A 22,151-nucleotide genomic window follows, 5' to 3' on the forward strand; every position below is an offset into this window, starting at 1 on the left:
CGGTTAAAGCGGCAGGATTTCGCCATTTTAGACGTAATCCACCTTGAGAATGGCGTTGTTGGGTAAGGATGCAACAAATTAATGATTATAACCAGTAACGAAGTCTGTTAGGCTGTTTTGCAATGATCAAGCAACCTGTCGGCACAGACGGGACGGACCTGGGAGGTTCCCCAATGCACGTGAAAGACACGGCGCCACGTTTCAGCGCCGTCACCGTTTTCCTTTGTTTCCTGATCGCGCTGCTGGAGGGATTTGATATCCAGGCCATCGGCGTGGCCGCCCCCTATCTGATTCCCGATCTGGGCTTGACGCCTGGTCAGGCTGGTCTGGTGTTTGGTGCCGGCATGGTTGGGCTGGTGGGCGGTGCGTTGACCGGCGGCTGGCTGGCCGACCGGATGGGGCGTAAGCCGCTGCTGTTAGCCTGTGTCAGCATTTTCGGCCTGTTCACCCTGGCAACGCTTGTGGCCAATGGCCCGGTGGTGCTGAGCATCTATCGGCTGCTGGCCGGTGCCGGCATGGGGGCGGCGATGCCCAGCCTGATCGCGGTGGCCATTGAAATGGCCCCGCCGGAACGGCGCACCCGCACCATCACCATGATGTTCAGCGGGATGCCGGTGGGCGGCGCGCTGGCTGCCCTGTTCGCCGCCAGCCTGTTGAAGCAATATGGCTGGCACAGCATCTTCCTGGCCGGCGGTGTTGCGCCCCTGCTGCTGATCCCGGCCATGCTCTGGCTGATGCCGGCCAGCAACCCGGCGCCCAAGGCCGCGCAAAATGCCGCCGGCCCGGTGGATTTGTTCCGCGATGGTCGTGGGCTGATCACGGCGCTGGCTTGGTTCACCTTCGGCATGACGCTGCTGGTGCTGTATCTGCTGCTGAACTGGCTGCCCTCCCTGGTTTCCGCCAAGGGGCTGGGGGCCGGGGCTGGGGCGCAGGCAGCCTTTGCCTTCAATGTCGGCAGTGTTGCCGGATCGCTGATCATCGGGGCGCTTGTTGACCGCTATGGCGCTCGCATTCCCATCATCCTGGCCTATCCCTGTGTGGCGCTCTCTCTGTTCGGGCTGGCCCAGGCCAATGACATTGTGCCGGTGCTGGCCTATGCCGGTCTGGCCGGCTTCTTCCTGCTGGGGGCGCAATATTCGCTCTATGGCATCATCCCGCTCTACTACCCGGCGCAGATCCGGGGTTTGGCTACGGGGGCTGCCATCGCGGTGGGGCGTCTGGGGTCTATCGGCGGTCCGCTGGTGGCGGGCCATCTGCTGGGGCAGGGTTGGGGGCCGGGCGGGGTGGCGCTCTGCATGGTGCCCGTTGTGCTGTCGGCAGGGGCGGCCGCCACCATCATGACCCTGCGGGGCCGGATGGCGACAGCCTGATCCCCCTATTTCAGCCCTGCGGTGGTGCGGTCGACTCACGCACCACCAGTTCATGCCGGAAGGTGGCCGGTGTCTGCGTATCAAGCCGGCCCTGGGAACGGGCGATGATGTAGTGCGCCGCGGCAGCCCCCATGGCCATCAGGGGCTGCCGCACTGTGGTCAGCGACGGCCAGACGGCCGCCGCCATGGGGATATCATCGATCCCGGCGACGGAAAGCTGATCCGGCACCCGGATACCCAGGCGATGCGCTACCGCCATCACGCCCATGGCCATGGCATCATTGGCAGCAAAGATGGCGGTCGGCGGCTTAGCCAGCGACAAAAGCGACTCCCCCGCCTCCCGGCCGCTCGGCAGGGTATAGGCGCCCGGGCGCAGCAGATCGGGGTCATGTCCACCGGCCTGCGCCATGGCATCGCGGAAAGCCTCGAACCGTAATTCCGCCGAGCCATAGCCGGGCAGGCCCTGCACAAAGGCGATGCGCCGGTGCCCCAGATCCAGCAGATGCCGGGTCATATCGAAGGCAGCCTGATAATCGTTGATGCGCACGGTGGCCGGCAGTGATGGCACGTCCCGGCCTGGGCTGACCCGGACATAGGTACCGGGCCGCTGGATCAGCAGTTCCAGCATATCCGGATTATCCGCCAAGCCCGGCATGAAGATGAAGCCATCCACCGCCGGCATGGCGATCAGCCGCCGCGCCCGTTCCTTGAACCCCTCCGCCGCCATGCCCAGCGGTTCCACCAGCAGGTGATAACCGGCCTCCTTGGCTGCCGTCACCGCCCCCACCTGCAAGGCAGCGATATATTCGTTCTGCAAGGTAAGGGACGGCTTCTGTGCTTCCCCGCCCAGCACGAAGGCCATCATGTAATTCCGCAAGCCTGAAAGGCTGCGCGCGGAAAGATTTGGTGAGTAATTCAATGCACTGACCGCCTCCATCACCTTTTCCCGCGTGGCGGCGCTTGCCTTTGGTTCCCCGTTGAGCACGCGGGAGACGGTTTTGATGGAGACGCCGGCAACCCGCGCCACATCATGGATTGTAGGCTTGCTCACAGCCGCTCCCGTTGCCGGAAGGAGAGATTTTTTATCATCATATTACTCATTTTGTTGGATTTTGGTAATTTAGAAACGGAAAATGGGGACAACGATGGACATTTTTTGTTGCTCCGTTTCCTAAATGATGTTACGTAACAATTCCGGTCCATAGCCGGCAAACATTATAGTGCGGGACAACGTTGTCATCAACCTGTCCCGGCGATGCATGAGACCCCGATAACGGGGCCAGGCAGGGGAGTTGAAACGTGTGTGAGAGCATTTTCGCCGTCCGAAGGGGCTGACCCTTCGCGGGCCGTCCCCCTATGCGCTGAGATAGAGATCAACCGGAAATAATCGTTTTTCCGTAACGGTTTGTCTGTCTCTGTTCAACCGTATGACCAGCAGGCGGTCAGCGAATGCGAGCGTGCGTCCACAACTCCCCCCGAACAAGGGTAAACAAATGAAAGGGAGTAAGACAGTGATGCGGAAGTCCCGTCTGATGGCCGGTGCGGCCATGGCCATTCTGGTGCCGGCCCTGCCGGCTCTGGCACAGCAGGCCGATGGCCTGCAACTGGAGGAGATTGTTGTGACCGCGCAGCGCCGGGCTGAAAATCTGCAGGAAACGCCGCTGGCGGTTTCCGCGATCACCGGCGAGGGGCTGGAAAGCCAGGGCATCAAGAGCGTTGTCGACCTTTCCGCCCAGGTGCCCAGCCTGCAGATCACCAATAGCGGTGGTGGTGCCTCGCAGATTTTCATGCGCGGTATCGGCAGCTCCAACGTGACGGAAGTGGGCGATCCGGCTGTTGCCTATCATATTGACGGTATCTACATCGCCCGTGCCACGGCCACTGGCGCCCTGTTCTATGATATCGACCGGGTGGAGGTGCTGCGCGGTCCGCAAGGTACGCTTTATGGCCGTAATGCCACGGCGGGTGCCATCAATGTCATCTCCAAACGGCCGACGCAGAAGCTGGAAGGTTCGGCATCGGTTGAGTTCGGTAATTACAATGCGTTGACCACCTCTGGCGTGCTGAATGTGCCGCTGGATGAAACGCTGGCCGTGCGCGGTGCCTTCCAAACCATCCGCCATGATGGCTATCAGAAGGTGATCAATACCGGCCCCACGTCCGGCAACGACAAATATGACAAGGATGACAAGTCCGCCCGCCTGCAGGCCCTGTGGACGCCGACAGACCGGCTGACCATCAATCTGCGGGGTGACTATCTCAGCAGTGGCGGGGCAGGCGGCGGCGATGTCGCCTATCCGGCGCGCACCAGCGATCCCTGGAAAACCATTTCCATGGTCAACACCTATCGCAACAATACCTATTGGAGCACGGGGGCCGAGGTTAATCTGGACCTGGACTGGGCCCAGTTGACTTATCTGTTCGGCTATAACTACGCCAATGATGATCGGGGTGGTGAGAATGCAGCCACCAACGCTCCCAATTATTTCTATGGCGTGGATAAGACATGGTCGAATGAACTGCGCCTGGGAGGTGAGACCGGGCCGGTAAAATGGGTGGTCGGCGCCTATCATTTCAAGGAAGATAATGACGTCGATTTCCGTATCTTCCTGGCCAACAATAATTACCTGTCCTTCATTCAGCCAGAGGTGACGGCGGAAACCACGGCCTTCTTTGGCCAGGCGACATGGTCGGTGACCGACGCGCTGCGCCTGACCGGTGGTGTCCGTTATACCGAAGACAAGAAGGGCCGCAATGGCGGCACCTATTTCACCAACAATGTCGGTGCGATTACCGGTGTGGTGACACTGAACGTGTCCGACAATAAGTGGAACAAGGTGAACTGGCGCGCTGGTATCGACTATGATCTGGCCGAAGGCAGCATGGTCTATGCGAACTTTGCCACCGGCTACAAGGCGGGCGGCTATTATGACGGCCTGCCGCCCAATGATTATAAGCCGGAAAGCATCACCTCCTATGAAGTGGGTATGAAGAACCGCTTCATGGATAACCGGCTGCAATTGAATCTGTCCGGTTTCTATTATGACTATCGGGATTTCCAGATTTCCGCCATTGGCACCATTGCCGGGCAGGATGCCACGGTGACGCTGAATGCGGAAAAGGCGGAAATCTATGGCGTGGAACTGGAAACCGACTTCCTGCTGACAGAGATGGACCGTATCGATGCCAGCGTTTCCTGGCTTCATGCGCGCTACAAGGATTTCCTGCTGCCCAAGGGCGATGGTTTCTCCAACAATGTTGCCAATGCCAATATCGCGCGCTGCTACCGCGCCGATTACAGCAAGCCGTCACCGCGTGCCTCTGATTTCTCGGGCTGTGAAATGGCCCGTACGCCGGAATGGTCGATCAATCTGGGCTATCAGCACCAGTTTGATCTGGCCAATGGTGCCAGCCTGACGGCGCGGGTACAAACCCACTTCGAAAGTGCCAAGTATCTGGAATATCACGGGTTTGAACAGAACAAACAAAAGTCCTTCACCAAGACGGATTTGACCATGACCTATGCCCCCGCAGAGGGAAGCTGGAACGTGATGGCCTATGTCCGCAATCTTGAGGACAAGGACGTGCGGACCAATTCCGGCCCCAATGCCACGACCGGTCTGGCCACCAATGGCGCTGGCGACTTCTATGCGCCGCCCCGCACCTATGGTGTGCGGTTCGGCATCGAATTCTAACAGTCCCCTCTGGGCGCGGGGGAGGGCGGTTGGGGCTGTCCTTCCGACCGGTTTCCCCCGCGCCTCTTTTTTTAAAAAATGACAGGAGAAAGCAGCGATGAAGGTTCATCAAGCGTTCAAGGCGGCACTTGCGACCAGCCTGTGCCTGACGGCGTTCGCTGGCGGTGCCATGGCTCAGGTGAAGGGGGCCTGGCAGAACAATAAACTGTCACCCGACGAACGGGCCCGGCTGCTGGATGCTGAACTGACGCTGGATGAACGGATCGGCCTGCTGCATGGCCCGATGGCCTTAAGTTTCCCCGGTGGTCCGGCCATCCCGGAAGGGGCCATTCCCGGCGCCGGCTATATCGCCGGCGTGCCGCGCCTGGGTATTCCCGCCCTGACGGAAACCGACGCCAGCCTGGGCGTCACCAACCCCGGCAATGCCCGCCCCGGCGATACGGCCACGGCCCTGCCATCGGGTCTGGCGCTGGCTTCCACCTTCAATCCCAAGCTGGCCTATGATGGCGGGGTGGCGATCGCCAAGGAGGCGGCATCCAAGGGCTTCAACGTGCTGCTGGCCGGCGGTGTCAATCTGGCGCGTGACCCGCGCAATGGCCGCAATTTCGAATATCTGGGGGAAGACCCGCTGCTGGCCGGCACGCTGGCCGGCGAAAGCATCCGGGGCATCGAATCCCAGAACATCATCTCCACCGTCAAGCATTTCAGCCTGAACGGCCAGGAAACCAACCGCCATTGGGCCAATTCCATCATTGGTGAGGCGGCCCACCGCGAAAGCGACCTGTTGGCCTTCCAGATCGCCATCGAGCGCGGCCAGCCCGGCTCTGTCATGTGCGCCTATAATCTGGTGAATGGCGATTATTCCTGCGGCAATGATCATTTGCTGAACAAGGTGTTGAAGGGCGATTGGGGCTATAAGGGCTGGGTGATGTCGGATTGGGGTGCCGTACACGCCACCGATTTCGCCCTGAAGGGCCTGGACCAGCAGTCCGGCCAGCAGTTGGACCAGCAAATCTGGTTTGGCGAACCGCTGAAGCAGGCGGTCGCCGCCGGCACCGTGCCGGCTGAACGCCTGTCCGACATGTCACGCCGCATCCTGCGTTCCATGTTCGCCGCCGGCCTGTTCGACGGCAAGCCGGTCACCCCGACGGTGGACCTGAATGCCCATGCCGCCATTGCCAAGCAGGTGTCCGATGAAGGCATCGTGCTGCTGACCAACAATAAGGGCCTGCTGCCGCTGGCCGGCGGGGCCAAGAAGATCGCCGTCATCGGCGGCCATGCCGATGCCGGTGTGCTGTCCGGTGCCGGTTCGTCGCAGGTGACCAGCATTGGCGGCAATCCGGCCTCCATCCCCGTGGGTGGCGAAGGGATCATGGCCATGTGGATGAAACAGGTCTTCCACAATTCCTCGCCCTTGAAGGCGTTGAAGGAGCGGCTGCCGGAAGCCACCGTTACCTTCAATGACGGCCGTTATCCGGCGGCCGCTGCCGCCCTGGCCAAGCAGTCCGACATCGTCATCATTTTCGCCAACCAGTGGATGGCGGAAGGTGCCGATGCCTTCGACATCTCGCTGCCGCAGGGGCAGAATGAACTGATTGAGGCGGTGACCACCGCCAATCCCAACAATATTGTCGTGCTGCAAACCGGTGGTCCGGTTGCCATGCCCTGGCTGGACAAGACGGGCGCGGTGCTGGCGGCCTGGTACAGCGGCCAGAAGGGTGGTGATTCCATTGCCGATGTCATCACCGGCAAGGTCAACCCCTCCGGCCGTCTGCCGGTGACCTTCCCTACCGGGCTGGACCAGTATCCGCGCCAGGATTTGCCCGGCTGGGGCCTGCCCAACAAGCAGCAGTTCGACGTCGTTTACGAGGAGGGTTCCGACGTGGGCTATCGTCGTTTCGCGGCGAAGGGGATGAAGCCGCTGTTCCCGTTCGGCCACGGCCTGTCCTACACCACCTTTGCCTATGACAAGCTGAAGGTGAAGGGCGGGGAGACGCTGGAGGTCAGCTTCCAGGTCACCAATACCGGTAAGCTGCAGGGCAAGGATGCTCCGCAGATTTATCTGGCGGGGGCCAATGGTCAGAAGCTGCAGCGCCTGATCGGGTTTGAGAAGATCGACCTGAAGCCGGGTGAACGCCGCACCGTCACCATCAAGGCCGATCCGCGTCTGCTGGCCCGTTTCGATGAAAAGGGCCGTCAGTGGCACATCGCCGGCGGTGACTATGATGTGGTGGTCGGCCCCTCGGCCAGCACCACGGTTCTGTCCGGCAAGGCCAAGGTTTCCGAACGCACGCTGAAGCCCTGATCTCTTCATGATCCGCACCGGGCGGGGCCTGCCCCCGCCCGGCTTCCGGCAAGAAGAATGACAACGGAGGAGGTGCGCAGATGGAAGAAAGCAGCGACGGCGTTGACCGCCGCGCCATCCTGTGCGGTCTGGGGCTTGCGGCCGTGGCGGCGGCGGCGGCCAACCCCGCCTTGGCGCAGGAACAGGCCCGCGCCGTGGATCATGGCCCCCCGGTCACGGGGGAAATGCCGGTCACCTGGATTGCCACCACCAAGGACAAGCCCTGGCAGGCAATGCCGGGCCGGTTGCCGCTGATCAATCTTACCTCCGTCACCGATCTGCATGTGATGGTGCAGCCGGATCAGCGTTTTCAGACCATTGAAGGCTTTGGTGGCTGCATCCATGAACGCGGCTGGCAGGCCCTGTCTGCCCTGCCGACGACGGCGCGCGCTGAGGTGCTGGAGGAACTATTCACCCCTGGCAAAGGGGCCAATCTGCGCATCTGCCGCATCCCCATCGGTGCCAATGATTATGCGCTGGACTGGTACTCCCATAACGAGACTGCTGGCGATTTCGCCATGGAGAAATTCTCCATCGCCCGCGACCATCGCCTGATCATTCCCTTCATCCGCGCGGCACGCCAGCGTTGCCCCGACCTGTCACTCTGGGCGTCGCCCTGGTCGCCACCGACCTGGATGAAGACCAACGGCCATTACGCCACCGCCAAACCGCGCCTGGGCCTGCCTGACAATGGCATCCGCGATGATCAGGTGCGGGAGGAGGGGCAGGATACTTTCATCCAGGAGGAGCGCTATTTCCGCGCCTACGCGCTGTATTTCCGGCGTTTCGTCGATGAATACCGCAAGCTGGGCCTGCCCATCGGCATGGTGATGTCGCAGAACGAGTTCAATTCCGCCCAGATATTTCCAAGCTGTACCTGGACACCGATCGGGCTGGCTCGTTTCATTCCGCATCTGGCGGAATCCCTGAAGGGCAGTGGTACCGATATCTTCTTTGGTACGCTGGAACGCGCTGATGCCAGCCTGTTTGAGAAGGTCTATGCCGACCCCAAGGTGGGGCCGCATATCAAGGGGGTGGGCGCGCAATGGGCGGGGCGGGGGGCCATCCCCTTCATCCACCACACCCATCCGGAACTGAAGATTTACCAATCCGAACAGGAATGCGGCAATGGCCTCAATGATTGGCGCTTCGCCCGCTTCACCTGGCAGATGATGAAGGATTTCCTGCGTGCCGGTGCCAGCGTTTACGATTACTGGAACATCGCCGCCGACCGGAATGGTGTCAGTAGCTGGGGCTGGCCGCAGAATTCCATGATCAGTGTGGACGCGGCGGGCAAGCACCGCTTCAACCCGGATTACCACGTCTTCAAACATCTCAGCCATTTTGTACAGCCGGGGGCGAAGCGGATCGGCACCGTTTCTTATGCGGGCTATGAAAACCTGCTGGCCTTCCGCAACCCGGATGGAAGTACCGTCATTGTTGCCCAGAACGATATGGCAGAACCGATGCCCTTGCACCTGACCTTGGGCGCGAAGACACTGCGTGCGCTGCTGCCGGCGGACAGTTTCAACAGTTTCGTGATTTAACCGGCAGCAGGGAGGAAAAAAATGCATAAGCAATTCAAACAATTGCTGCTTCTGGCCACTTTGCCGTTCGCAGCCCTGACCGCCTTTGCCGCCGCGCAGCAGCCGGCCTTGCCGGCCGATGGGGCGCAGGTGAGCGTCGATGGTCTGCGTTTCCGCGACCTGGACCGCGACGGCAAACTGTCACCCTATGAGGATTGGCGCCTGTCACCGCAGGCCCGCGCCGCCGATCTGGTGGCGCGGATGACGCTGGAAGAAAAGGCCGGGGCCGCGGTGCATGGCACGGCCCCGGTGCAGGGCGGGCCGCTGTCGCCTGGCCCCGCTTATGACATGCCGGCGGCGGAAGCCATCATCCGCGACCAGCATGTCAACAGCCTGATCACCCGCATGGCCATCGCCCCCGCCGATTTCGCGGCGGAAAATAACCGCCTGCAGATGATCGCGGCCGGCACCCGCTTGGGTATTCCGCTGACCATCAGCACCGACCCGCGCAACCATTTTCAGGTGGTGGGTGGGGCGAGTGTAAAGGCGAGCGGTTTTTCCCAATGGCCGGAAACCTTGGGCTTTGGCGCGCTGGATGATCCAGCACTGACCCGGCATTTCGCTGATCGCATCCGGGCGGAATATCGCGCCGTCGGTATCCATATGGCCCTGTCACCGCAGGCTGATCTGGCCACCGAACCGCGCTGGTCGCGCATCAACGGTACGTTCGGCGAAGACCCGGCCCGCGTCGGCGCTCAGGTGAAAGCCTATGTGCAGGGGATGCAGGGGGGTGATAAGGGCCTGGCCCCCGGTGGTGTCACCACCGTGGTGAAACATTGGGTAGGCTATGGCGCCCAGATCGACGGGTTCGACGGGCATAATTATTATGGCCGCTTCACCGATTTCACCAAGGGCGGCTTTGACCGCCATGTCGCCGCCTTCCTGGGCGCGTTTGAGGCGGGTGTGACCGGGGTGATGCCCACCTACACCATCCAGAAGGGCCTGAGCCTGGATGGCAAACCGGTGGAAGCCGTCAGCGGCGGCTATAACAAGCAGATGCTGACCGATCTGCTGCGCGGCACGCACAAATTCAAGGGCCTGATCCTGTCGGACTGGGCCATCACCAATGACTGCAATGAAAGCTGTCGCACCGGCAACCCGCCGCAGCAGCCCAAGGATATTGCCACCCCCTGGGGGGTGGAGGATCTGACCCAGCCGCAGCGCTATGCCAAGGGCATGTTGGCGGGGATTGACCAGTTCGGTGGCGTCAATGATGGTCTGCCGCTGCTGGCGGCGGTCAAACAGGGGCTGCTGCCGGAAAGCCGGCTGAATGCGGCGGTCGCCACCATCATGGAACTGAAGTTCGAACAGGGCCTGTTCGAAAATCCCTTCGTCGATCCGGCTGCCGCCCCTGGGATCATCGGCCGGGCCGATGTGCTGGCGGAGGGGCGTCAGGTGCAGGCCAAGGCGCTGGTGATGCTGGAAAACCGCCTGGGCCCGGCCCCCTTGCCGGCGGGCGGGGGCAAGCGCCTGTTCATCCATGGCGTGGATGAGGCAGCGGCCAAGGCCGCCGGCTTCACCATCGTGGCCAGCCCGGATCAGGCGGATATCGCCCTGATCCGTCTGAAAACCCCGTTCCAGACCCTGCATCCCAATCACTTCTTCGGGCGGATGCAGCATGAAGGCGACATTGATTTCAAAGAAGGTGATGCCGGGCTGGCCCTGGTGCGCCAGGCGGCGGCCAAGGTGCCGGTGATCGTCACGGTTTACATGGACCGTCCCGCCATCCTGACCAATATCAAGCCGCACGCCGCCACCTTGATTGCCGAGTTCGGGGCCACCGATGCGGCCCTGTTCGATGCGCTGACCGGCAAGGTGGCGCCGCAGGGCCGCTTGCCGTTTGAATTGCCGTCCAACATGCAGTCGGTGGCCAAACAGTCGCCAGCCCTGCCTGCCGATAGCGGTGATCCGCTTTACAAAATCGGTTTCCGTCACGGTTCCTGAAGCCTGGAGTTCTGCTGATGCTACGTCGATTGATTGCCGCCGCCATTGCCCTGCCTTTGCTGGCCAGTACGGCGCTGGCCGCTGCCCCGCAGGTGAAAGTCTCGTCCGGTACGCTAGAAGGGGTGGAACAGGGCAAGGTGCGGGCCTTCAAGGGTATTCCCTTCGCGGCCCCGCCGCTGGGCGATCTGCGTTGGCGGGCCCCGGCCCCGGTCGCCCCCTGGCAGGGGGTGCGACCGGCCAAGGAATACGGCAATGATTGCCAGCAGGTGCCGTTCCCCGGCGATGCCGCCCCGCTGGGCGGCCCGGTGGGGGAGGATTGTCTCTATCTGAACGTCTGGGCACCGGCCAATGCCAAGCCGGGGGCCAAGCTGCCGGTGATGTTCTGGATTTATGGCGGCGGTTTCGTCAATGGCGGCACCTCGCCCGGTGTTTATGATGGCAGCGCCTTTGCCGAAAGCGGCGTCATTCTGGTCAGCGCCAATTACCGGATCGGCCGTCTGGGCTTCTTCGCCCATCCGGCCTTGACGGCGGAGGCGGGGGGCAAGCCGACGGGCAATTTCGGCTATATGGATCAGGTAGCGGCCCTGGAATGGGTGAAGCGCAATGTCGCCGCCTTCGGGGGCGATCCGGCCAACGTCACCATTTTCGGGGAATCGGCCGGCGGCCGGTCGGTAAATGTGCTGCAGGCGCTGGAGCCGGCCAAGGGCCTGTTTGCCAAGACCATCGCCATGTCTGGTGGGGGCCGCCCCGGCGGCCTGATGAGCATGTTGGATTTAGGTGCGGCGGAAAAGGTCGGGCTTGCCTTTGCCCAATCCGTCGGGGTGACGGATGAAGGCCCGACCGGCTTGAAGGCCCTGCGTGCCCTGCCGGCGGACAAGGTGGCCGATGCCAGCATGGCGTCTCTCTTCACCGCCGGTCCGCGCACCATGACCGGCCCCATTGTTGATGGCAAGCTGGTGACGCGCGACCCGGCCCTGATCCTGGCCGAAGGCGGCGGGTCCGCCAAGGTGCCGGTGATGGTGGGGGCCACCGGCATGGATGGTTTCCCTATGGGCAAGGATGTGGCGCCGGTGCTGGCCAGCTTCGGCCCACTGGCGGAGCAGGCCAAGAGCCTGTATGCCGCCCCCAATGACACGATGGTGATCTGGAAGATCATGGGCGATCGCGGCTTTATTGAGCCGGCCCGCTATGTCGCCCGCGCCGCTGTGGCTCGGGGCGTACCGACCTTTGCCTATCGCTTCTCCTATGTCGCTGATTCCATCCGGGAGAAGACGCCGGGTGCCATGCACGCCAGCGAAATCCCCTATTTCTTCCGCACCATCAATGTGCGCTATCCGGGTCAGGTGACGCCGGCGGACGAGGCCACGTCCAAGGCGGCGCATGAATATTTCGTCTCATTCGCGCGCGATGGCGTGCCCTCGGCCAAGGGTGGCCCCGCCTGGGGCCCCTATGATCCCAAGGCTGACAAGATCCTGAATTTCACCCAGGAAGGCCCGCGCTTTGTCGATGATCCCTACCGTGCCCGTCTGGATCTGGTGGAAAAGACGGCGCAATAGGGTTGGTATGCAGCGGCCGGCGCTTACAACGCCGGCCGCGTTCCGGTTACGGCTTGACCGGATAGGGCTGGGGGCCGCCCAGATCACCGGGATGGCCCTTGATGCGCGACAGCACATTCTGCACCGCGGTGACCAGTTGCGCATCCGGTTCGCCCCGCAGGGCGGGCTGGTCGAAATCCACCTCGATATCCGGGGTGACGCCTTCGCCTTCCACAATCCATTCGCCCTTGGGGCCTGCCAGGGCATATTGCGGCACGGTCACGCTGCCGCCATCCAGCAAGGGCCCCAGATCGCCGATGCCGATCACCCCGCCCCAGGTGCGTTTGCCGATCAGCGGCCCGCGCCCGGTCTGCTTGAAGGTCCAGGCCATGGTGTCGCCATCAGACATGGTGGTCTCGCTGACCAGCATGGCCATTTCCCCGGTGAAGACCTGCGTATAGCCGCCCCAGGGATAGGTTTGCGGCTGTTGCACGCCGCGTACGAAGCCGCGCGTGAAGGCCGGCCGCAACAGCCGCTCCAGAATCATGCGGGAGACATTGCCGCCGGTATTGCCCCGGATATCGATGATGATCCCGTCCTTGCGCAACTGGCCATACCAGTCTTTGACGAATTCCGTCAGGCCGTTGCTGGTCATGTCGCTGATATGGACATAGCCGACGCGGCCGCCGGACAATTTCTCCACCAGCCGTTGGGCCGCCAGCCGCTCCTCATGGCGCAGCAGGGGGGCCTCGCTGCGCAGGGTGCGGACCAGCAGCCGGCGTTCCACATTGCGGGACTGGCCCAGCGCCAGTTCCACCACCTGTCCCGCCTTGCCGGCCAGGGCCTGATAGGGATGGGTGCTGGCATCCAGGGGCACGCCATCAATGGCCAGCAGGAATTCCCCCATCCGGACCTTGCTGCCCAGCGCGTTCAACGGCGAGCGGTAGAGCGGATCGGCCCTGTCCCCTTCAAAAACTTTGGTGATCCGCCACAGCCCGGCCGCCTTGTCGAAGGTGAATCGGGCGCCCAGCAGGCCGGTATCGGGCCGTTTGGGCAGATCCTGATCCCCGCCATTGGCATAGGCATGGCTGACATTCAGGTCGCCGATCATCTGGCCCAGGATGTAATTCAGGTCAGCCCGGTTGCCCAGGGCCGGCAGCATAGCCCGGTAATGATCGCCGATGGCCTTCCAGTCATGGCCATGCATTCCGGGATCATAGAAATAATCCCGGTAAAGCCGCCACGCCTCGTTGAACACGGCGGCCCATTCCTGCGGCGGGTCGATGCGCAGGTTGATGCGCTCCAGCTCCAGGCGCTTGGGCTCCCCCGCCAGCCCGCCGGGGCTGATGGGGGCGACGCGCAGATCGGCCTTGCCCTGCCGCAGCAGGATGGTTTGCCGATGCCGGTCCAACTCATACCCCATCAGGTCGCCGGTGATCTTGTTGGGCTTCTCCTTGCCCAGCGGCAGGGCGAACAGCGTTCCCTGGCTCGGCCCCTCCCGCCCGAAGCTGGCGGGATCGCTGATACGGTACAGCAGGCTGTTGCCGGGGCCGAAATTCAGATCGCTGTAATTATCCTTGCCGATCGGTACCGGGATCAGCCGGTCGGCCAGCCCGTCCATATCCACCGGCGGCGGGCTCTCCGGCGCCTTGTCCTTGCCCTTGTCCGGTTCGGTGCCAGCGGGGCTGCCATTGGGGAAGGGGTTGGGTGTGTCCTTTTGCAGGGCCAGCAGATAAAGCCGTGTCTGCCGGGTGGCGGCAAAGTTCCACTCTGTCTCGCTGATCTGCAGGTTCACATCGCGCACGGACAGGAAGGCCAGATAGCGCCCATCCGGCGACCAAACCGGTTCCCCACTGTCATAGGCGGGGTCGGTGGCGGTGACGGCCTGGCCATTGCGCGAATCCCAGATGCGCAGGGTGCGCATATCGTTGGGCTGTAACTCGGCATAGGCGAGATAGCGCCCATCGGGCGACCATTCATATTGGCGCAGATCCCAGGATTTGCTGCTGCCCACCTGCCGGCGTTCGCCATTGGTCATGTCGATGCTGAACAGGGTGCCTTCACGATCCAGCACGGCCACATGCGCGCCATCGGGCGACCAGACGGGGCGGTAATAACGGGTCTGGCTGTTCTTCGTCACCTGCCGGGGGGTGCCGCCGCCGGCGGGCACCACCCAGATTTCCTCATCCCCGCTGGCGTCGGAGAAATAGGCGATGCGCCCGCCATCGGGCGACCAGGCGGCATCGCGGTCATGCGCGCCGGGGCTGTGGGTCAGGTTGACCACGGCCCCCTGCTGGTCGGACTGCATGATGAAAATATCGCCACGGCTGATGATCGCCACATGCTGCCCGTCAGGGGACAGGGCGCTCCATTCCAGCGTTTCTGTCCCCCCGACCAGACGCGGCATCCGGTCGACATCGGTGGCCGGAACGTCAATATCCAGCGGCCGGACCTTGCCGGTTTTTGCTTCGTAAAGCCTGAGGCCGGCGCCGAACTGCATCACCACATCACCCGCCGCGTCGGCACTGGCGAAGTCGGCCCCATCCTCGGTGAAATCGGTCAGCTTACGGGGATTGGCCCCGTCTGCGCCGGCCTGATACAGGTTCATGTGCCCGTCCTGGTCGGACAGGTAATAGATGCCCTTGTCGGTCCACATCGGGTCACGCTCGGTACGCGGCGTGTTGGTGATGTTGGTCAGCGTCAGGTTCTGCAGATCGGCGATATAGAGATCAGGTGCCCAACCGCCCTGATAACGCTTCCAGGTGCGAAAATCGCGGAACAGCGGGGAGAAGAGCAGCTTCTTCCCATCGGGGGAGAAGGCACCGCTGCCGCTGCGGGCCATGGGCAGGGTTTCTACCGTGCCATTATCCACCGAAACGGTATAGAGCCGGGAATCGGTCGCCTGCGGTACATCCTGGAAGGAGCGGAACAGCACGGCCGACCCGTCCGGCTTCCAGCCCGTCACCTGATTATCGCTGCCTGAGCGCGGGGCCATTGGCCCGCGCGCGGGGTACCAGGTCAACTGGCGCGGGGCCCCGCCGCTGGCCGGGATGATGAAGACCTGTTCATCCCCGCCATATTGGCCGGTAAAGGCGATCCATTTGCCGTCGGGGGAGAATTTCGGGAAAAGTTCCAGCCCCGGACCGTTGGTCAACTGGCGGGCCGCCCCGCCATCGGTTGCGGCGATCCACAAATCCCCGGCATAGGAGAAGACCACCTGATTGCCGTGGATATCCGGGTAGCGCAGCAGCCGGGGCTGCCCCGCCTGGGCGATGCTGGCCAGCCCCAACATGGCGCATCCGGCCAGCAGCCAACCCTTCATGCGAATGTTCAACAGGCGCAAAACCCTCTCCCTGATCTTCTTTATCGCGCGAAGCATACCGGCGGCCAAGGCGGTGGCCGCCGGTTTTATAACCGACCTCAGAAGGTCTTGCCCAAGCGGAAGGTGATGGTGCGGCCCCGCAGGTCATACAGGTTGCTGGGGACCGAGCCGGTGCGATAGGTGAAACTGTCGGACCCCATCACCGGTGGCTTCTTGTCGAACATGTTGGTGACGCCAAGCTGGGCGAACATGTCCTCGACCAGTTGATATTTCACGCTGACATAATGGGTCATGTAGCTGCCGACTTTCAGCTTCTCCGTCACCTTCAGACAGTCATTACGGTTGCCGGGCTGGCTCCGCCCGGCATAGGCGTTGCAGTAGGTGAACAGATTACCATCTTCATAATATTTGGTGTCGTTGGTGGGGCCGATAAAGTTGAAGCCGTAGAAGCCGGTCCATTTGCCAACATTGATATTGGCTTCCACCCAGCCTGTGGTCTTTGGATTACCAGACAGGCCGTTGCGATCCTCGTAAGAGGTTTCGTCCCGGCGCAGCACGTTTTCCAGCACCCAGTTCCATTGCAGGTCAATGCCGAAGCTGCCGAAATCGGTTGGCTGGCGGAAATTGAGGGAGAGATCGATACCGCGCTGGTTCTGCCGGGCCAGATTGACCAGCCGGTCATCAACCGCCGTAATGGCGCGGGTCGTCGGGTCGCGGATGATCTTGGCGCAAAAGCTGTTACCAGGGAAAGTGGGGTTGTTGTAGCAGCGGTTAATGATGCTGCCCACGCCATAGGACGCCACCTCGTTATTGACGGCGATGCTGTAATAATCCACCGCGACGCTGAGATTGGCGAAGCTCGGCGTCAGTACGATGCCGATATTCTTGTTGCGGGAGGTTTCTGCCTCCAACTGCCCCCTGCCGCCGCCAGTCACGGCCGTGATGCCGGTATTGGACGGATCAAAATCCGGTGCGAAGCCTTGGGCGGCGCAGTTGGCGGTGACCGTGGCGGTGGCACTGTCGCCATAACGCCTGCAGGGATCGAAATAAGAATAGAAGCTCAACTGGTTGGCCAGATAAAGCTCATAAAGCGAGGGCGCGCGGAAGGAGGTGCCGGTGCTGGCGCGCAGGGATATCCAGGAGGCAACCGTCCAGCCCAGGCCGGCCTTGTAAGTCTCATCCGACCCGAAGCTACGATATTTCGTGTAGCGGCCGGACCCGGTGAAGGTCAGCTTTTCCACCAGCGGCAGATCGGCCAGCAACGGCACACCGATTTCCCCGAACAGTTCCTGTACCGTGTCGGAACCCTTGGTGATGCCGGCGGTGGAAGAGGCGAAGTAATTCCCATTGCGGGCATTGTAGCCCGGCGTATCGTTCAGATATTGATAGCGCAAGGCAAAGCCGGTGGCCACATCCAGCGGCCCGGCCGGCAGATCGAACAGCGATCCGGAAATGGAACCGTCAATACCGGCCTGATCGAACTTGGTGCGCCCGGTTTCCCGCCCCTGCAGAAAATCGCGTTCTTCCTGCGTCCAGTTCTGGTCCACTAAGAACCGCTTGGACAGCCAGGGGATGGAAACGCAGTTGGCGGGGCCGGAAATGGTGATGCGTGCGGGATCGCAGGCCACGCCCGGCGCCGTGGCGGCGTCCAACCGGTCATTATAGAAGAAATCGCTGCTGTAACGGCCATCGGACCGGCCGGCATGGCCGGAAACATCCCAGGACCATTTGTTATTGAGCAGCGGCATGTCCAGCGTGCCGCGCAGACCGCCGATGGCCTGACCGTAATTCACCGTCTGGCGCTGATATTGCCCCATATTCATCTGTGGCTGCACCAGCCCGTTCGATGACCCGTCGCTGGCCTGGATCAGGCCTTTTGCCACCGTATTATTAGGGTTGGTCGGGGACAGCAGCGGATAGAGGAACTGCCAGGTGTCGGAGGAGGAGACGCGCCGGTTCAGCAGCAGATTGCCATAGGCTTCCACATCATTGCTGACCTGATAGGCGCCGGAGATATAGAGGCTGCCGGTTTCCAGCGGGGAGATGCTGTCGGCATTCTGATAGGCGGGGCTGTCGCTGGTGCCGTAGGTATAGGTCTCTGGATAGCCACCACGGGCCGCGCGCACCCAATCCGGCAGGCTGGCACGCAGTCCCAGTGCAGAGGCCGGATAGGCGGGGTTGCCAGGCGTCGGGTCATACTGGAACCAGCCGCCATAGATACCGTAGTCAAAGAAAATGCCGGTCGGGTTCAGGTTGCGGCATTTGATATTGCCACTTGCATCCAGCAGATCGGCGCGCTGGCCGGTGGCGGCATCAAAGACATAATCCTGGGCGCAGGATGTGCGGGACCGCTGGCGGTTCTTCAGGGATTCCTGGCGGCGATATTCCGCACCGATATTGATGTAACCGTCGCCATAATCCTTGCCCCAGAACAGGGAGCCCTGGACGTAATTAGCCCCGCCATGCTGGGTGACATTGCTATCCAGGGCCATTTCCAGCCCGGCCGAGGCACGGCGGGGGATGATATTGACCACGCCGGCAATGGCGTCGGACCCGTAGATGGAGGAGGCGCCGCCCGTCAGCACCTCCACCCGATCGATAATGGAAGAGGGAATGGTGTTCAGGTCGACCTGCCCGACCCGGCTGCCGGTGCCGGCCGGCGTCAGCCGGTGGCCATTCAGCATCACCAGCGTGCGCCCTGCGCCCAGATTGCGCAGGCCGATGGTCTGGGCATTGTTGCCGCCATCCACCACCATGCCGCCCGCCCCAGTGGCAGACAGGCGGTTGTTGATCTGCTGCGATCCCATGGCCGCCACAGCGCGATTGATGATGCTGGCCGTATCGAAGGCACCGGCATTGCGGGCCATCTCTGCCTTGATCACCTGCACCTGGGTGGGGCTGTTATATTCCGAACTGAGCCGGGAACCGGTGACGACAATTTCATCCAGTTCATCCGTATCGGTGACGGATGAGGCGGCGGGCACGGTTTCGGCTGGCGTCGGCGTGGCCGGTGCTGTCAGCAAATTGGTGTCGGCCGGCTGTGCCAGGGCAGCAGCGGACAATAAAAGACTGATCGCGGAACCGCTGCCCAGCAGCGCCGCCTTGAGAATCCTGTTCATTTTGCTTCCCTGCTCGCGCATCCCGCCGATCATTGTGCAAAGGGCGCAGCTTTCCCGTTGCCGACCGCTGACGGGTGGCATGGAAACGGCGTTCCCTGCCGTCGGCAGGTCATGCTGATGTGAGTGTCTGTGAGGAGTGGGCGCCCGCAATCCGGGCGTCAGGGATTAACTGGTGATGGACATGGCTGCGCCCCCAAAGCGGTTTCAGTGCTTCTCGGCGCCCCATCTGTTTTTTTGCCTGAGAGTATTACCCCGTCGGCGGACGGCCTGCCGCAGCTTCCGTCACTTTCCAGATTGTAATCCCGAGACACATGGTCCGTTTGCCTGAGAGTTTCCGGGGCGGTTGCTCCTTCGGCGCCGGCGCGGGGCCGGTCTCTCCCATGTGCTCCTGCTAACGGGTTTCAAGGTGGCTTAGCGAATGATGCGCTGTCAAGCCACGCTGTGTAATGAAACAAGCTAACGCACTATCGGATCGCAATAAAGGGAGAGGGGGCTTCTGCGCACCGCAACATAGGCGGGCTGCGGGTTCCCTCTCATACAGCCGTCTGTTTGGGTGTCTGGGTCGAACATGTGGCAGATTGTCGCATGATCGGGGGCAATTGAATGAGTGGCGGCGGGATCAGAATCACTCGCATCCCCCAAACATAATCACATGAAAAATACCGTATAATTTTTACCTGCCGCTCTGCCTGTCATATGCAGGCTGCGCGGGCGGCAAGAAAGGGTTTCGTATACGATGATCCTATATTACCGTGCCCAAGCCTTCCTGGCAGATGGGGGCCAGAGGATGAAAAGGGAGCTTATCTTATAATACCAGCGGCATGAAATCTTGACCGTTGGTCAATCTTTCCTGCCCCTTAGTCGCCGGCGCCAGCATCCGCTGGCTTGGCTACGCCGCATGAGCGGCGCGGCGGCGGTCGCCACCGTACCAACGGTCATGAATTATGACCGTTGGTATAATCAGAAATAATAGCGCTGTATGCATGAGGAAACGCCCGGTGTTTCCATACTGATCATTTGAAAGTAACAAAGAAGACTCCCCGCCCATCCCCGGGGGATGGGCGGGGGCAGGGATATCACTTCACCCCCAGCTCCTTGATCAACTGGTCGGCACCATAGACGTTGCGCAGAGCTTCCGTCATACCGCGCACATCCACCATCACCGTACGGTTGCGCTTGGGCTCATAGCCATAGTCGCCCGACAGGCTGTGGATATTGCCGTCGAACACCAGGCCGATCACCTCCGCCTTGCTGTTCAGCGCCGGGGAGCCGGAATTGCCGCCAATAATGTCATTGGTGGTCACGGCATCGAACGGCGTGGACATGTTGACCTTGCCCTTGGCCTGATCCCAGCGGGTCGGCAGGTCGAACGGGGCGGCACCGGTGTCGCGCTCAAACGCACCGGCGAAGGTGGTGTAGGGTTCCACCTGATGGCCGTCCAGCTCCTCCCAGCCCTGCACCTTGCCGTAGGACAGGCGCAGCGAGAAGGTAGCGTCGGGATAGACGCTGTCGCCATAGATGGCGAAGCGGGCCTTGGCGATGCGGGCCTGGGCCTGCTCCACTGGGGCTTCCACCTCATCTTCCACGGCCTTGCGGCTGGCGCGGGCGGCCGGATCGATGGCCTTCAGCAGCTTGATCAGCGGATCGTCGGACGCATCAATGGCGGCCTTGCCGCCTTCGAACAGGCGCAGACGTTCCGCCGGGTCGGACAGTTTGCTGGCCGTGATGGCGGCATTGGCCACCTGATCGGGCGACTGCTTGCCCAGCACCGCCTTGACGATGGCATCGTCCGGGCCGAACGCCTCCCGCAGCTTGGTCAGGGAGAAGGACAGCATGGCGATTTCCAGATCCTTATGGACCGGGGCCGGATTGGACAGGCGCTGCTTCAGGGCCGGCAGGCGGGCATCGCTGAATTCCCGCAGACGGTCATTATTGGCCAGCTTGCTTTCATCGGCGGCACGCAGCAGCGAACGGGCAAAGCCCGCCAGATCGCTGTCAAAGGCGCGCATCCGTTCCAGCATCACATAGCGCGGAAACAACTGGGCGTAGCGGTCCTGTGCCTTGGCGATCACCTCGAACGCATCACCCACCTCGGCCGCCAGCTTGGGATCGGCGGCGATCTTGGCCCGCAGCTCCTGTTCGGCCTTCACCTTGGCGCCGAAGAATTCCTTGTCGGCCAGGGCCTGCTGGCGGCCATGCCAGACCTTGATGCCATTTTCGGTATGGGCCAGCGGCTCGAACGCCTCACGGCGGCGATCAGCATTCTCCCGCCCGAATTCGATCAGGCGGCCGCGACGCTCCTGCGCATAGAACAGGTAGGAGGTGGCCACCTCATCCCGCACGAATTCCAGCTCGGCGATGGTGCGCTGGCGGGAGGTGGAGCCGGGATGGCCGGAAACGAAGGTGGCTTCACCCGGCTTGGTGCCCTGCTTGGACCATTTGAAATGGTTGGGGCTCTTCAACGGCTTGCCGTCAGCGCCATAGACGCGCAGCAGCGACATGTCCAGGCAGTAGCGCGGGAAGTTGAAATTGTCCGGGTCGCCGCCAAAGGCGGCGATGCCGGCCTCCGGCGCGAAGGCCAGCCGCACATCCTGATAACGCTGATACTTATAGAGATTATAGCGGCCGCCCTGATAGAGGGTCACCACGTCGCAACGCAGCGCGGCATCGTTGCCGGCGCATTCCTTTTCGATCTGGGTCAGCGCGGCGCGGCGGGCATTGGCGAAATCCTGCCCGTTCTTGCCGGCGGTCGCCTTGTTCACCTTGTCGGTAACGTCGATGATATCGGTCAACTGGTTGACCTCGATCCCGGCGCACTTGCGCTCATCGGCGCGGTCCTTGGCCAGGAAGCCGTTGGCCTGCACGTCATCATTGGCGCTGGACAGTTCGGCCACGCAGTCGGCGACGCAGTGGTGATTGGTCATCACCAGCCCTTCGCCGGACACGAAGCTGCCGGAGCAGCCGCCGGCCAGACGCACCGAGGAAAGCTGCACCTTCTTCAGCCAGGCCGGGTCCGGCGTGAAGCCGGTGGCCTTGGCGATTGCCGCTGTCGGCACATTGTCCAGCGTCCACATGCCTTCATCGGCATGGGCGACACCCACCATCAAGGCGATCGTCGCGGCGGTCGTTGCCGCGAGGCGCATCGGCTTCACCATGGATTTGGTTCCTGTTCTTTTTCGCGTTGGATTGCATTGCCCGCGCCCGTGCCGGCGCGTGACGGGCGCAACCATGCGCCC

At 62.2% G+C, this 22,151-nt stretch carries 10 protein-coding genes and 1 riboswitch; of the genes, 6 read left to right on the forward strand and 4 right to left on the reverse strand.

The features are described from left to right. Window positions 1–173: 173 nt before the first annotated feature. On the forward strand, window positions 174–1,370 hold the full coding sequence (locus GE253_RS14820) for an MFS transporter (RefSeq protein ID WP_153204883.1): 1,197 nt from the start codon (window positions 174–176) through the stop codon (window positions 1,368–1,370). Between the two features lie 10 nt (window positions 1,371–1,380). Here the strand turns inward: GE253_RS14820 and GE253_RS14825 are convergent, their stop codons facing one another. Continuing rightward, complete coding sequence (locus tag GE253_RS14825; RefSeq protein ID WP_153204884.1) at window positions 1,381–2,421, reverse strand: LacI family DNA-binding transcriptional regulator; 1,041 nt, start codon at window positions 2,419–2,421, stop codon at window positions 1,381–1,383. Between the two features lie 463 nt (window positions 2,422–2,884). Between GE253_RS14825 and GE253_RS14830 the strand changes: the two genes are divergently transcribed. The 5 genes from GE253_RS14830 (at window position 2,885) to GE253_RS14850 (ending at window position 12,495) form a co-directional block, all read left to right on the forward strand. Further along, on the forward strand, window positions 2,885–5,065 hold the full coding sequence (locus GE253_RS14830) for a TonB-dependent receptor (RefSeq protein ID WP_153204885.1): 2,181 nt from the start codon (window positions 2,885–2,887) through the stop codon (window positions 5,063–5,065). 97 nt (window positions 5,066–5,162) lie between these two features. Then, window positions 5,163–7,370 (forward strand): beta-glucosidase, encoded by a 2,208-nt coding sequence (locus GE253_RS14835; protein ID WP_153204886.1) that lies wholly within the window; start codon window positions 5,163–5,165, stop codon window positions 7,368–7,370. A gap of 80 nt (window positions 7,371–7,450) precedes the next feature. Beyond that, a complete protein-coding gene (locus GE253_RS14840; protein WP_211101471.1) occupies window positions 7,451–8,956 on the forward strand; it encodes a glycoside hydrolase family 30 beta sandwich domain-containing protein in 1,506 nt (501 codons plus the stop codon). A gap of 21 nt (window positions 8,957–8,977) precedes the next feature. Continuing rightward, window positions 8,978–10,939 carry a glycoside hydrolase family 3 N-terminal domain-containing protein gene (locus GE253_RS26550; protein WP_153204887.1) on the forward strand — a complete coding sequence of 654 codons (1,962 nt, stop codon included), beginning with the start codon at window positions 8,978–8,980 and terminating at the stop codon, window positions 10,937–10,939. Between the two features lie 17 nt (window positions 10,940–10,956). After that, window positions 10,957–12,495, forward strand: a complete 1,539-nt coding sequence (locus GE253_RS14850; protein WP_211101472.1) for a carboxylesterase family protein — start codon at window positions 10,957–10,959, stop codon at window positions 12,493–12,495. A gap of 46 nt (window positions 12,496–12,541) precedes the next feature. On the opposite strand, the gene GE253_RS14855 is transcribed toward GE253_RS14850, so the two are convergent. From GE253_RS14855 to GE253_RS14865, 3 genes are all read right to left on the reverse strand, one after another. Further along, window positions 12,542–15,796 carry a S41 family peptidase gene (locus GE253_RS14855; protein WP_173012650.1) on the reverse strand — a complete coding sequence of 1,085 codons (3,255 nt, stop codon included), beginning with the start codon at window positions 15,794–15,796 and terminating at the stop codon, window positions 12,542–12,544. 98 nt (window positions 15,797–15,894) lie between these two features. After that, complete coding sequence (locus tag GE253_RS14860) at window positions 15,895–18,915, reverse strand: TonB-dependent receptor (protein ID WP_173012651.1); 3,021 nt, start codon at window positions 18,913–18,915, stop codon at window positions 15,895–15,897. 302 nt (window positions 18,916–19,217) lie between these two features. Then, window positions 19,218–19,306: riboswitch (glycine riboswitch) on the reverse strand. Window positions 19,307–19,991: 685 nt separating this feature from the next. Continuing rightward, a complete protein-coding gene (locus tag GE253_RS14865; RefSeq protein WP_211101473.1) occupies window positions 19,992–22,070 on the reverse strand; it encodes a S46 family peptidase in 2,079 nt (692 codons plus the stop codon). Window positions 22,071–22,151 lie beyond the last annotated feature (81 nt).

It is taken from the genome of Niveispirillum sp. SYP-B3756 (assembly GCF_009495745.1).
Lineage (GTDB): Bacteria > Pseudomonadota > Alphaproteobacteria > Azospirillales > Azospirillaceae > Niveispirillum.

Excerpts from the sequence above, each read along its gene's own strand:
- GE253_RS14820 (WP_153204883.1), top strand. The coding sequence starts at position 174 with ATGCACGTGAAAGACACGGCGCCACGTTTCAGCGCCGTCACCGTTTTC.
- GE253_RS14830 (WP_153204885.1), top strand. The coding sequence starts at position 2,885 with ATGCGGAAGTCCCGTCTGATGGCCGGTGCGGCCATGGCCATTCTGGTG.
- GE253_RS14835 (WP_153204886.1), top strand. The coding sequence starts at position 5,163 with ATGAAGGTTCATCAAGCGTTCAAGGCGGCACTTGCGACCAGCCTGTGC.
- GE253_RS14840 (WP_211101471.1), top strand. The coding sequence starts at position 7,451 with ATGGAAGAAAGCAGCGACGGCGTTGACCGCCGCGCCATCCTGTGCGGT.
- GE253_RS26550 (WP_153204887.1), top strand. The coding sequence starts at position 8,978 with ATGCATAAGCAATTCAAACAATTGCTGCTTCTGGCCACTTTGCCGTTC.
- GE253_RS14850 (WP_211101472.1), top strand. The coding sequence starts at position 10,957 with ATGCTACGTCGATTGATTGCCGCCGCCATTGCCCTGCCTTTGCTGGCC.
- GE253_RS14855 (WP_173012650.1), bottom strand. The coding sequence starts at position 15,796 with ATGAAGGGTTGGCTGCTGGCCGGATGCGCCATGTTGGGGCTGGCCAGC.
- GE253_RS14860 (WP_173012651.1), bottom strand. The coding sequence starts at position 18,915 with ATGAACAGGATTCTCAAGGCGGCGCTGCTGGGCAGCGGTTCCGCGATC.
- GE253_RS14865 (WP_211101473.1), bottom strand. The coding sequence starts at position 22,070 with ATGGTGAAGCCGATGCGCCTCGCGGCAACGACCGCCGCGACGATCGCC.